The sequence below is a fragment of the Psychrobacillus insolitus genome (assembly GCF_003254155.1).
GTDB classification, from domain to species: domain Bacteria; phylum Bacillota; class Bacilli; order Bacillales_A; family Planococcaceae; genus Psychrobacillus; species Psychrobacillus insolitus.
In genome coordinates this window covers 246,383-259,730 of sequence record NZ_QKZI01000001.1, presented here as the reverse complement: position 1 = coordinate 259,730, position 13,348 = coordinate 246,383, and the positions used below count along the sequence as shown (strand labels likewise).

The following is a 13,348-nucleotide window of genomic DNA, read 5'->3' as shown; positions in this document are numbered from 1 at the left end:
TCACACCTTGGCATAATTGTATCCAGATTTTGAATCATTCAAGAACTCGGTGTGCTTAACTAGAGTTCCTCTAACCCACTAGCCTTTTTACACAGGTTTAATAAAGTGCTTACAATTTCGTCATAATCGAAGTATAATAAATAAATATCTAAATTGTAAAGGAGTGGTTATCAATGTTTTTACAAAATGCAATGTTTAATAGCGTAAAAAAATTGAAATCACATGCAGCCAATATGTTAACAATATGTAACCTTGCTTTTGGCGGGGCTGCTATCATGGCAACAATGAATGAACAATTCACATATAGTGTTTTATTTATATTTGTGGCAGGTTTGCTAGATCGATTCGATGGAATGGTCGCTAGAAAGTTTAGTCTTGAATCCGAACTTGGTAAACAACTCGATTCAATGAGCGATATTATTTCTTTTGGAGTCGCTCCTGCTTTGTTAATGTACTCTCTCGTGTTACATGAATTTAGTGTAACCGGCATGGCAATAACAGTCCTCTATATCGCATGTGGTGGATTTAGACTTGCACGATTCAATATTTCTGAGTCAAATGGATTTTTTACTGGTCTCCCTATCACGGTAGCCGGCGTCATACTAACTTTATCTTATTTTGCACTTAATTATATCCCTTCTGTCTCGTATATGTTTTTAGTAATCATCTTGTCCATTTTGATGATTAGTACATTTACCGCTAGAAAAGTTTAACAAACGGCTGCGATTGTAGTCGTTTTTTTCTTTGCCTAAATAATTGTCGCTGCTGAAACTTTTTTCATACGGTCGCATCATTCGACATATACTGAGTTATAAGATAATGGAGGTGAATATGATCTCTGGTCTGATAACTGCTTTTATAAGTCTTGTCACCAATCTCCCGTTAGTACTCGGCTACCTTAAGGGTCAGGCGTTCCATCAACCTTTTACCCCAGAAGAAGAAAAAATAGCAATTGAACGCTTTTTAGCTGGAGATATGAGTGCTAGAGATGAATTGATTGAGCGTAATATGAGGTTAGTTGCGCATGTCGTAAAAAAATTCCATCCAAAACACGAACTATTAGATGATTATATTTCAATCGGCACTATTGGTTTGATGAAAGCAGTAAATAGCTATACACCTACCAAAAAAACGAAGCTAGCAACATATGCGGCCAGATGTATTGAAAATGAAATACTGATGTATTTACGATCGCTGAAAAAAGTGCAAAAAGACGTTTCTCTGCATGAACCGATTGGCATGGATAAAGATGGCCATTCACTAGAAATTACCGATCTCCTGCCAGGATTAGATAAGAGCACCGATGAACAACTAGTCGATCAAGAAGACACGAACAGATTATATAAACATTTATCTAATTTAGAAAAAAGAGAACTAGAAATTATTGTTCGAAGGTATGGGCTAGTGGGGCATTCTCCAATGACACAAAAAGAAATTTCTAAGCAACTGAAAATCTCTAGAAGTTATGTATCTAGAATTGAAAAACGAGCGCTAGTAAAGCTCTATCAATCGTATATACATGAAAAAAACTCTTTTGATGTCACAAACACCAAAAGAGCTTAGAGGATTATTAATCTTCGCTTGTCTCTGATATCATAATTAATGCTATTACTGTAGTAATCAAAATAGACATTGCCATGAGAAATACCATAAAATCCCTCCTACAACAAATTGATAGCAGTTTGTTCCTTTTATCATAGCATATGTTGTCCTACTATTCTTAATAAATTTTTTTGCTTAATTTGTCTAAATGATGACAGATAAAGCGTCCTTTTCCACACGAACGTTTTGGTTCGCTTTGGACAAAACTTATTGTATTAGAATACACGAGAAAAAGAATGAGGAGCTACGTGACAAAATCACGTAGCTCCTCATTCTTTTGGTTGTATAATATATGGCGTTGGTGAAATTATAATGTTTCGATTACACGTAAAACAATTTCTGTTGAGTGTTTAGCAGCAGTCGGTAAAAACTCATCAAAGCTTATCGATGATTCTTTCCCAGCAATATCCGATAGCGCACGGATTACTACAAATGGAACGTCAAACTGATGACAAACCTGTGCCACTGCAGCTGCTTCCATTTCACACGCTTTCATTTGAGGGAAATTACTTCTTACTTCTTCTACTTTTTCAGGGTTGGACATAAAAATGTCACCAGTCGCAATCAATCCAGTTGCAGCTTGATGTTCTCCAATAGCTTTTACCGCTTCTTCTGCTATTTCCATCAAATGTGCATCTGCCTTAAATGCTGCAGGTAATTGTGGTACTTGACCAATCTCATATCCAAATGCCGTAACATCTACATCATGGTATCTTACTTCGTCTGAAATAATGATAGCTCCAACTTCTAAATTCGGATCATATCCACCTGCCGAGCCTGTATTAATCACATAATCAGGCTTGTATGTATTCAATAATATAGACGTTGTCATGGCAGCGTTTACTTTCCCAATACCACTTTTTAACAAGATTACTTCATGGTTTTTATATGTTCCAGTTGTAAATTCACTATTTGCAATTACATTTGTTTCCGCATTTTCAATAACTTCTCTTAATAACTCTACTTCTTGTTCCATTGCACCTACTACAGCAATTTTCATTCTATTTCCACCTCTCTTAGAAAAGCGCAAGCGCCTATCTCTGGCCCGACAGGCAAATGGGGAATCGCGAGGAGGCAGCTCCTCAGCCACCACAGCGATTTCACATTTGACCCCGAGGGGCAAGGCGCAGGAGCTAGACAGATACTTTTTATACTTTCTTGTTCTCTAAAAAAGCACTCCCTTTAAAATAAGACAAAGACGCCTCTAAAGTCAAGAGGCGTCTTTCTTTTTGAGTTTTTCTTTTTTCGTTGGCTTCCATCCTTCTCCGTCAATCCATTCTAAATAAATACGATAGATTTCATTTCCATCTTTAGACGAAATCGTTCCAATTGATTTTTGTGGACTTCCACCATTACCAATAAAGTTCACATACATATTCGAAGAATCTAATCCTGAAGCATATGACAAGGCTTGAACCTTTTCTGTCCAGTCAGTAGTCGAAGCTTTATAACTAGACGCATGTGCACCAGTCTGTGATGTTCCGATAGGCTGCCATGATGAATCAACAATTACTTCCTCGACATTTGGATCATCTGATTGTTCCGAAACGACTGTTGCTTCTTCAGTCTCTTCAGTTGCTGCGTCCTCTATTGTATTAGTATCCTTAGGTTCTGTGCTTATTTCTTCTTCTGTTTCTGGTGTTGTAATGTCTTTTTCAGAATCTGGCAGTGTATCTTGCTCTTCGTCTACCTCATCATCAGCGATTGAATCTGTTGTTTCCTCTGTAGTCGTTTGATCGCTTTCTACTTCAGCAGTTTCCGTATCATTATCCGAAACGATATTAATAACCGTAATGATGATTAATAATGCGACGATTCCTATTAATACATTCAGAAGCGTATTTGTTTTTTTCTTACTATTTTTATAATCCATTCTAGACGATATATTTTTACGATCCGGCATTTTATTCCTCCTTTATTCAACAAGCTATCAGAATAAGTCTACCATTATCAGACGTATTAGCTATGGAAATTGTTTCTAAGAAAAGCGAAAGCGTGGTTCGGTGGTGCCAGTCACCAGGGAAACACTGATTTATAAAATATGGAAAAATGACTATACGACTTATCCGCAAATAAGTGCCAACAGAGACTTTTTTCATATATTTGCACTTATTTTAAAATATGTCGTATGTCAGTTTTGCACAATTATGAGGTTGGTGACTTTTTTATTGAATAGCCGATAATATTCTTATACTTTCTTATTCTTCCAGAAAAAAAGAGGTAAACAATTAAGTTTACGCTCTTCTATTTTGAATTATGAAATTGTTTTAACTTCAACTTCCATTTCTCCACCAGGAGTTAAAATTCTCACTTTATCTCCAACTGTTTTACCTAATAACCCTTTAGCAATCGGAGAATCATTTGAAATTAGTCCCTCTAAAGGATCAGCTTCAGCCGAACCAACAATTGTGTAGGTTTCTTCATCGCCGTCAGGAAATTCAATGAATGTTACTGTTCTACCTAAGCTGACAATATCATTATTTCCTTCTTCTGCGATAATTACTGCATTTCGAATCATAGACTCCAAAGTAGAGATTCGACCTTCTACAAATGCTTGGTCTTCTTTTGCAGAATCATACTCAGAGTTCTCTGATAGATCACCAAAACTTCTAGCAATTTTAATACGTTCTACTACTTCTTTACGTTTTACCGTAATTAACGATGTTAATTCATCTTGCAATTTTTGTTTACCAGCGACGGTCATTGGAAATTGTTTCTCTGTTGACACTTCTCATACACTCCTTTGAATACACATATACAACAATGTGGTTTACCATTCATATGATTAAAATTATAATGATATGAATTTTCATAATTTTTTTGTTAATCCAGAATCATTCTATTATACAATACCATCCGAATCAAGAATAGTTTTAATTTTCGTTACCACTAAATCGATTGCGACCTCATTTTGACCGCCTTCAGGGATTATAACATCCGCATACCTCTTCGTTGGTTCGATAAATTGATTATGCATTGGTCGAACAACCGATAAATATTGATCAACTACTGACTCTACTGTACGTCCTCTATCTTTGATATCACGCAGAATACGTCGAATAATGCGTAAATCTGAGTCGGTATCGACAAATAATTTAATATCCATTATGTCACGAAGACGTTGATCTTCTAATACCAAAATACCTTCTAAAATAATAACATCTTTTGGTTCGATTGTAATTGTTTCACTTGAACGAGTATGTTGTGCATAATCATATACTGGCTTTTTAATCGACTGATTATTTAACAAGTTTTGAATATGTTCAAGTAATAAGTCATTGTCGAAAGCTAGCGGATGATCATAGTTTGTATTTAAACGTTCTTCAAAAGCTAAATGACTTTGATCTTTATAGTAGTAATCTTGTTGAATGACAACTACTGAATGATCTTTAAAAACCTCACTAATTGCATTTGTCACACTTGTTTTACCTGAACCAGAGCCACCGGAAATCCCAATAATAAGTGGAGTTTTAGTACCCATTATTTTAACCCCTTTCTCATCATGTTATTAGGATAAAGTTTAACCGGACATTTAAATTGAATGACCTCAAGAGGATGTCTTGCTGCATCTAATACTTGTCCTTCTTTGTTTGTTATTTCACCTAGCATCAGTCGAACATTTTCCATCTCTGGTCCGAAAAATTCAACTTCATCACCCGGTTTAAAATAGTTACGCTGCTGAAGTGTTACCATTTGTGTCTCATCGTTATAGTCCAGTACAAGTCCGACAAAATCATAACCTAGTTTCTTATCATGGACTCCAAACATTTGTTGCTCGAAGCCTGGTTCGCTTTCAAAGAAGGATGAATCCGTTTCACGGTTGGCACATTTTTCAAGCTCAGTGACCCATTCTTCTAGCATTTGAAAGTTTTCCGGATCCGCACAATATGCATCAATTACTTTTCGATACACACTTACAACCGTTGCAATATAGTGAATCGACTTCATACGACCTTCCACTTTTAACGAATCAATTCCAATTTCAATCATTCTTGGAATCGATTCTAATAGTTTCAAATCTTTTGGACTCATGGCAAATGGAACTTCCTCTTTGTCGAACAAAGGAGTTTCTTCTCCATTGTTTCCATCATATAAGTCATAATCCCAGCGACAAGATTGACAGCATCCACCGCGGTTTGAATCTCGGGCAGTCATATGATTCGAAAGTGTGCATCTTCCACTGTACGCAATACACATTGCACCGTGGACAAACGTCTCAATTTCGATATCTACTTTTTCTTTCATCAACTCAATCTCATCACCACTTGTTTCACGGGCAAGAACTACACGATGAAGACCTTCTTCTTTCCAATATTGCACAGCTTTCCAATTGGTAAGAGATTGTTGTGTACTTAAATGGATTTCCAGTTTAGGTGCAGCCTTTTTACATGTCTCGATAATTAGCGGATCAGCTACAATGATACCTGTTACTCCTGCTGATTCGATTGCTTCTAAATATTCTTCTAAGCCGTCCATATTTTCATTGTGCGCGAAAATATTAGTTGTTACATAAATTTTGGCACCATATTGCTTTGCAAATTCTACACCTTCTCGCATTTCATCGATTGAAAAGTTACCTGCGTTTGAACGCAATCCAAACTCTTGTCCACCGATGAAAACAGCATCTGCTCCGTAGTGCACAGCAATTTTAAGTTTTTCTAAACTTCCTGCTGGCGCTAGTAACTCAGGCTTTTTTGTGATAACGCGCTTGCCGTCTATTAGTTCACTTATTTTATCAATTTTAGTAGTTGTCACTTGAAAGCTTCCCTTTCTTACTTAGTAAACCGATTCTTTAAAGAAGAATCCAGTATCTAAGGGTCTTAGTGGAGGTTGAATTGCTTCAATTTTATTGAATAGCTCTTTTTTGATTTCTTTATAAGTTGCTCGTGATTCAGCATATGCATCAATAGCTTGTCGGTAGTAAGAAGTTACGGCAGTTACATAAGCCGGATCATGAAGGATACCGTCTATTTTCAAGCTATCCACTTCTGCGTCGATTAGTTCGTTTAACTCATCAATCATACACATATCATTTGGACTGAATATATGCGTTCCGTTTGCATCTTCAAAAATCGGATATTTGTTAGAACGTTCTTTATCATGTAAAAACATGGTTTTATTGTTCGAATGATTTTCTACTTCCATTACTTTATCCTGGTATAAGAAATAATTTCCAAGTAATGACCGTTTAGATTGGAACATGCAAGTCATCCCATGCACTTGTACTTCAATTTGTATAGCTGTATTTTCTTTCGTTTCTACTATTTCGTCTAAGCTAAGCTCTCTTGCTACTACAGCACGTGTAGCGCCTCTTTTACCCCAGTAATTTGCTTGGAAGTAATTGGTCGCTGTTTGTTCTGTATTCCAGTGGAGTGGAATTGTTACCTCTGCTTCTCGTCGTGCGATAATAATGGCTGGATCTCCAAAAACGATGCCATCTACGCCAATCTCTTGAAGTTTTATCATGTACGGAGCAAGTATTTCTACTTTATCGTTATGATAGATCCCATTCATTGCTACATATAATTTTTTACCATGTTGTTTTGTCAGTAAACTGGCATCACGGATATCCTCCAGTGAAAATTCTCCCGCAAGTCGTAACCCGAATAACTGCTCTCCCACTAGAAAAGCATCAGCTCCCGCTTGGATTAATTCTTTCATATGGTCAACACTTGCTGGTGTTACTAGAAGTTCTGGTTTTTTCATCTTATTCACCTCTTAATACTTACTAACATGCCATCCCCTACAGGAAGAAATGCAGTGTCGTAAGCAGGATTATTCATCAGCCATTCAGTAAACTGGTGCTGATTTCGTACCATCGTTCTTTTTCTTCTCGGTACTTCACTCATCGGAAGCTCTGATAGGCCATTAAGCAATAAATTATCACAGTAAATAACGCCCCCATCACTTAAGAATGGTGCGTACTTTTCAAAAAACTTTTTATATTGTCCTTTGGCAGCATCAATGAACATGGCATCAAACTTCTTATCCGCGAAAAGATCATCGGAAATTTCTAAAGCATCTCCAATAATTACTTCAATACGGTTTTGTAGATTACCACGTTTAATGTAGGCTTTAGCAAGTTCTGCCTTTTCTACATCTCTTTCGATTGTAACAATAGTTGTCGACTCTAATTTCGTTGCAATTCGCATCGATGAATAGCCAATCGCAGTGCCTAATTCTAAAACCGATTTTGGTTTTTGTAAGGAAAGTAAATGTATCAAAGATTCCATTCCCATTAATTGCATAATAGGAACATGATTCTCTTTTGCGTATAATTCCATTTCCATAAAAATGTCTGATCGAGGTTTGATCAGGTCTTTTAAATAGTCGTCACTTACGTTCATAAAACGTTAACCCCTTTTTTCGTCTAGGCTCAGACGCATTTTATATTAACACAGAAAGAGAAGGAATGCAGTATGATTCCTCCTCTTGTTTACTATTTCTTTAAAAATTCGTCTATTTTTTGAAGATGCTCATCATATGTTTTAGAGAAATGATTGGTACCCTTTTTGTCAGCCAAGAAGTAAAAGTACTTACTGTCTGTTGGATTAAGAACTGCTTCAAAAGAAGATTGTCCAGCATTCGCTATGGGACCTGGTGGCAAACCTTTGTTTTGATACGTATTGTATGGGTTGTCCACTTCTAAATCTTCAAATAGTACTCGATCTTTATGGCTACCAAGTGCATATAAAACAGTCGGATCCGTTTGAAGCGGCATTCCTTCTTCTATACGATTATAGAAAACACTAGCAATAGTTTTACGGTCTGTCGTTGCTGTTGCTTCTTCTTCTAATAGTGACGCAAAAGTTACTAGCCAATGAACAGATTTTCCATCTTCCGCAAGCAATTCATAATAACTCGAAACATTGCTTTCCATTGCCGTTAACATCGTTTCTACAATTACCTCAAGAGATGGGTTGTCTTCATAAAATGGATACGTTGCTGGATATAAATACCCTTCAAGTGCGTATTTTACATTTTCTGCTTTAATTTCCGCTGTTAACAATTTAGGATACTTGACCATCATTTTATCAACAAATGCATCAGTTGTTACTAGTGTCAAGAAATCTTCTGAAGTATGTACAGTTGCCTTTTCGACAACATTACCTATCTCTCCTAGGGTCAATCCTTCTGGAACAGTCATTGAAAAGACAGGCTCACGGTATAATTTACCCGTCTTAAGCGTTTGTATAATTTCGTCAAGTGTCATCGCTTGCGTTAAAGTATAATCCCCTGCTTGGAAATTGGATTCATTATTAAACTTTGCATAGTATTTAAATATCTTCGCATTTTTAATAACTCCATTTTGTTCGAGTGCAGTAGAAATTGTATCTAAACCTGATCCAATTGGTACTTGTACAGCAATGATTTCTTCGGACTCTGGATTTAGTGGTTCTAAGGCACTTTTCACATAACTATACGCAAAATAACTAGCAATTCCTGCAATCAATAATACAACTAATACAATAATCGACACAATTTTTCTTACGGTTTTTACTTCTTTTTTCTTTTCCTTCATTCGCTTGAACATAATCTCTTTTTTGGATTCGTTTTCCACGGGTTCCCCCCCTTTATTCCAATTCATTATACTTTATAATGAACAAAAAGAAAAAGGAGGAATGAGATAGTCTCTTTCCATCCTTTTTCTAACTATCAAGTACGCATTTTGGTGAAAGCCGAATTATTCTTCGTCTTCTTCCTCTTCTTCTTCTTCTTCTAAGAATGTATTTAACATTTCTTCGATTACTTCCCATTCTTCATCTGTTTCGATTGGAAGAAGCTCTCCATCATTACCATCTTCGTTAGGAGTGAATGAAGATGCATGAATTTCAATCTCTTCGTCTTCATCTTCATCAGCACCTACTGGGTAGTATAGTACATATGATTTTTTGAATTCATCTGATTCAAATGTGAAAAGAATGTTGCAAAGTTGTTCATTTCCATTTTCATCTACAACTGTAATATTTTCTTGACCGTGTTCCATTTGTAGTCACCTCACCTATTTTTTCTATCAAGAAAGCCCTGTAATATCAATACAGCAGCCATCTTGTCAATCACTAGTTTCCGTTTTTTACGGCTAACATCTGCATCTATTAACATACGTTCTGCAGCCATCGTTGTCAATCTTTCATCCCACATTGTCACAGGAAAACTAAATTTATCCGTGAGCAACTTTGCATATTGCTCGGAAGCTTCTGCTCTCGGACCTATAGAATTATTCATGTTTTTAGGATATCCAACTACGAATTCTGTTACATTATGCTCTTTAACGAGTGCATCAATACGTTCTAAACCAAACTCTAGATTTTCCTCGTTAATTTTGATTGTTTCAATTCCTTGTGCGGTCCATCCAAGTCCGTCGCTAATTGCAACGCCAACTGTTCTAGAACCGACATCTAAACCCATTATTCGCATTTTTAAGCCTCATTATTTTTTTAATATAAAACTTAACTAGTTCTTCTAGAATTTCGTCTCGCTCTAATTTTCGTATCATGTTCCGGGCATCTTGATGTCGAGGAATATAAGCTGGATCACCAGATAGCAAGTAGCCTACGATTTGATTGATTGAATTGTACCCTTTTTCTTCTAATGCTGAGTGAACTTGTAGCATCACATGTTTGACCTCTTGTTCCATAGACTCTTCTGGAAAGTTGAATTTCATTGTTTTATCAAATGAACTCATGATCAGCACCTCGCTTTCGATTTTAATACACAAACTTATATATATTCTACAGTATAACCGAAGATGTAAAGACTTTCAAATAAGCTAAAGTAAATTTGACCTATTGATCAAATTTACCTAGGCGTATTTACTTCCTTTTCTCTTGGATCAGCTCTGCAGAAATTAGACTGATTTGATGTAATCAAACACTGAATTTAAAGCTGCTTCTAGTTTAGAGCCGTCTTTAGCACCTGCCATTGCGAAGTCAGGTCTGCCGCCACCTTTACCTCCACATTGTTCCGCTACTAATTTGACGATATTTCCAGCATGGTAGTTCCCGCCTACTAAATCTTTTGTAACACCTGCAGAAATCATTACTTTATCCCCATCTACAGCACCTAAAACAATGACAGCTGATTCCAGTTTTTGTTTCAAATCATCCATCATTTGACGCAATTGATTGTTATCTTTTGCATCAACTTTCACCGAAAGTACTGTTATATCATTCACTTTTTGTGCGGATGACAACACGGACGATGCTTGACTATTTGCAATTTTCGCAGATAAAGATTCATTATCTTTTTGAAGGTTTTTTAATTCAATTAGGGTTAGAGCCACTTTTGAAACTAAATCTTTTGGTTGTGCTTTTAATTGATTTGCTGCTTCCACAAGTGTTTGTTCTTCTTGTTTTATAACTTCAAAAGCACCTTTACCAGTTACCGCTTCAATACGTCTAGTACCTGCTCCAATTCCACTTTCAGAAAGGAGTTTAAAGAATCCAATTTCCGAAGTATTAAATACATGTATTCCTCCACAAAGTTCTAAAGAGAATTTACCCATTTGAACTACGCGTACGACATCTCCGTATTTTTCACCGAATAATGCCATTGCACCCATTTGCTTCGCTTCATCAATGTTGCGGAGACTAGTCACAACAGGAATATTCTCCCACACTTTTTCATTTACAATGCGTTCAATTTTTTCTAACTCTTCTTTTGTCACTTGTCCAAAATGAGAGAAGTCAAAACGCAAACGATCTGGACCAACATAAGATCCTGCTTGGTTTACATGCGTACCTAGAACATCTTTTAATGCTTGGTGAAGTATATGTGTTGCTGAGTGATTTTTCACTGTATGGCCACGTTGTGAACGGTCTACTGTTGCAGTAATTTCAGAACCAGTTGTTACTTCACCTGATTCAACTATAACTGTGTGTAAATTTTGTCCGTTTGGTGCTTTTTGAACATCTTTTACAAATCCTCTAAATGTATCATTTTCAATCGTTCCATGATCAGCTACTTGACCACCACTCTCTGCGTAAAATGGAGTTTGAGATAAGATTACTTTAATTTCATCTCCCTCATGAGCTGTTTTCACTAATGCATCCCCATGAATAATGGATGTGATTTTTGATGTTACTGTTAATGTATCATAGCCGACAAACTCACTGACTTCAATAATATTGCTATACACTTCTGATTGAACTTGCATAGAATCTACATTTTGACGAGCTGCACGAGCACGATTACGTTGTGCTTCCATTTCTTTTTTGAAACCTTCATGGTCCACTGTCATATTCGCTTCTTCTGCATATTCTTCTGTTAACTCAATTGGGAAACCATACGTATCGTATAGTGTAAATGTTGTTGTTCCAGGAATAGAAGATTCACCTTTAGAACTTTGTTCAGCAATTACTTTTTCCAAAATGGCAAGACCATCATGTAATGTTTCATGGAATCTTTCTTCTTCTGTTTTAATCACACGCATGATAAAGTCTTTTTTTGCAGTTACTTCTGGGTAGAAATCTTGCATGATTTCGCCTACAACTGGCACAAGTTCATATAAGAACGGTTTTTCAATGCCTAATTGTTTTGCAAAACGAACAGCACGACGTAGAAGTCTTCTAAGTACATAACCTCTTCCTTCGTTTGAAGGTAGTGCTCCGTCTCCAATTGCGAAAGCTACTGTACGTACGTGATCTGCAATAACTTTAAATGCAGTGTCATCTGTTTCATTATCACGATATACTTTACCAGAAATCGCTTCTGTTTGACGAATAATTGGTATGAATAAATCTGTATCAAAGTTAGTTGGTACATTTTGCACAACACTTGTAATTCGTTCTAATCCCATACCTGTATCAATATTTTGCTTTGGAAGTGGTGTATATGTATGGTCTGGATTATGGTTAAATTCAGAGAATACCAAGTTCCAAATTTCTAAATAGCGGTCATTCTCTCCACCCGGATATAATTCAGGATCCGTTAAATCATTGCCATATTCTTCTCCACGATCATAGAAAATTTCAGAGTTCGGACCACTTGGACCTTCCCCGATATCCCAGAAGTTTCCTTCTAGACGTATCAATCTTTCTTCCGGAATACCAATTTCATCTCTCCATATAGCATATGCTTCTTCATCTTCTGGATGAATCGTTATAGATAATTTTTCTCCTTCGAATGCCATCCACTTTTCATCTGTTAAGAATTCCCAAGCCCACTCGATTGCTTCTTTTTTAAAGTATTCACCAATTGAGAAGTTTCCTAACATTTCAAAAAACGTATGATGTCTAGCAGTTTTCCCTACATTTTCAATATCGTTTGTACGAATCGATTTTTGTGCATTTGTAATACGTGGATTTTCCGGTACTACACGACCATCAAAATATTTCTTTAGCGTAGCTACTCCACTATTAATCCATAAAAGAGAAGGATCATTAATCGGTACGAGTGGTGCAGATGGTTCTTGTGTATGTCCTTTCTCTATAAAAAAGTCTAAATACATTTGTCTAATTTGAGCACCTGTTAATTGTTTCATTCCATTTCCTCCTAGAAGTTATTCATTTTTGGACACAAAAAAGCCTTCATCCCATAAAAGGGACGAAAGCTATCATTTCGCGGTACCACCCTAGTTACACAATAATTACTATTGCGTCTCTCAAGAAGCCTTAACGCGGCTAAACGGCAGGTTTTGAACTGCACTCAAGAGTAGCTTTCCACATTGTTGTACCTTGAGGATTCTTTCAGCCGTGGAATCCATCTCTAAACAGGTAACAAGTGTACTTTCTCTGTCAACATTTTA

General features: G+C 36.5%; 14 protein-coding genes and 1 other annotated feature (1 of these 15 only partly in view). Of the genes, 2 read left to right on the top strand and 12 right to left on the bottom strand.

Annotated elements, in window-relative coordinates; genetic code table 11:
• Positions 1 to 173: 173 nt before the first annotated feature.
• The gene (gene pssA, locus C7437_RS01220) at positions 174 to 713 is read left to right on the top strand and encodes a CDP-diacylglycerol--serine O-phosphatidyltransferase (protein ID WP_111437830.1); all 540 of its coding nucleotides are present in this window, start codon (positions 174 to 176) and stop codon (positions 711 to 713) included.
• Between the two features lie 121 nt (positions 714 to 834).
• Entirely contained in the window at positions 835 to 1,563 is a 729-nt protein-coding gene (gene sigK, locus C7437_RS01215; RefSeq protein ID WP_111438949.1) for an RNA polymerase sporulation sigma factor SigK, read from the top strand.
• A 346-nt stretch (positions 1,564 to 1,909) separates the two neighbouring features.
• On the opposite strand, the gene mtnN is transcribed toward sigK, so the two are convergent.
• From mtnN to alaS, 12 genes are all read right to left on the bottom strand, one after another.
• Positions 1,910 to 2,602: a 5'-methylthioadenosine/S-adenosylhomocysteine nucleosidase gene (mtnN, locus tag C7437_RS01210; RefSeq protein ID WP_111437829.1), complete on the bottom strand. Its 693-nt coding sequence runs from the start codon at positions 2,600 to 2,602 to the stop codon at positions 1,910 to 1,912.
• Positions 2,603 to 2,812: 210 nt separating this feature from the next.
• Positions 2,813 to 3,505, bottom strand: a complete 693-nt coding sequence (locus C7437_RS01205) for a YrrS family protein (protein ID WP_111437828.1) — start codon at positions 3,503 to 3,505, stop codon at positions 2,813 to 2,815.
• A 351-nt stretch (positions 3,506 to 3,856) separates the two neighbouring features.
• A complete protein-coding gene (greA, locus tag C7437_RS01200; RefSeq protein ID WP_111437827.1) occupies positions 3,857 to 4,330 on the bottom strand; it encodes a transcription elongation factor GreA in 474 nt (157 codons plus the stop codon).
• A gap of 114 nt (positions 4,331 to 4,444) precedes the next feature.
• On the bottom strand, positions 4,445 to 5,083 hold the full coding sequence (gene udk, locus C7437_RS01195) for a uridine kinase (protein WP_111437826.1): 639 nt from the start codon (positions 5,081 to 5,083) through the stop codon (positions 4,445 to 4,447).
• Positions 5,083 to 6,357, bottom strand: coding sequence for a peptidase U32 family protein (locus C7437_RS01190; RefSeq protein ID WP_111437825.1), 1,275 nt, complete (start codon positions 6,355 to 6,357; stop codon positions 5,083 to 5,085). The genes udk and C7437_RS01190 overlap by 1 nt, the downstream gene beginning before the upstream one ends.
• Before the next feature lie 21 nt (positions 6,358 to 6,378).
• Positions 6,379 to 7,308, bottom strand: a complete 930-nt coding sequence (locus C7437_RS01185) for a peptidase U32 family protein (RefSeq protein ID WP_111437824.1) — start codon at positions 7,306 to 7,308, stop codon at positions 6,379 to 6,381.
• Positions 7,309 to 7,313: 5 nt separating this feature from the next.
• Positions 7,314 to 7,949 (bottom strand): O-methyltransferase, encoded by a 636-nt coding sequence (locus C7437_RS01180; protein ID WP_111437823.1) that lies wholly within the window; start codon positions 7,947 to 7,949, stop codon positions 7,314 to 7,316.
• Between the two features lie 92 nt (positions 7,950 to 8,041).
• Entirely contained in the window at positions 8,042 to 9,163 is a 1,122-nt protein-coding gene (gene mltG / locus C7437_RS01175; protein ID WP_111437822.1) for an endolytic transglycosylase MltG, read from the bottom strand.
• A gap of 123 nt (positions 9,164 to 9,286) precedes the next feature.
• On the bottom strand, positions 9,287 to 9,589 hold the full coding sequence (locus C7437_RS01170; RefSeq protein ID WP_111437821.1) for a DUF1292 domain-containing protein: 303 nt from the start codon (positions 9,587 to 9,589) through the stop codon (positions 9,287 to 9,289).
• Between the two features lie 11 nt (positions 9,590 to 9,600).
• A complete protein-coding gene (gene ruvX, locus C7437_RS01165; protein ID WP_111437820.1) occupies positions 9,601 to 10,020 on the bottom strand; it encodes a Holliday junction resolvase RuvX in 420 nt (139 codons plus the stop codon).
• Complete coding sequence (locus C7437_RS01160) at positions 9,989 to 10,288, bottom strand: IreB family regulatory phosphoprotein (RefSeq protein WP_111437819.1); 300 nt, start codon at positions 10,286 to 10,288, stop codon at positions 9,989 to 9,991. Before C7437_RS01160 ends, ruvX begins: the two co-directional genes overlap by 32 nt.
• 162 nt (positions 10,289 to 10,450) lie before the next feature.
• A complete protein-coding gene (gene alaS / locus C7437_RS01155; RefSeq protein ID WP_111437818.1) occupies positions 10,451 to 13,084 on the bottom strand; it encodes an alanine--tRNA ligase in 2,634 nt (877 codons plus the stop codon).
• Between the two features lie 55 nt (positions 13,085 to 13,139).
• Positions 13,140 to 13,348: a binding site (T-box leader), on the bottom strand; it runs 2 nt beyond the window's last position.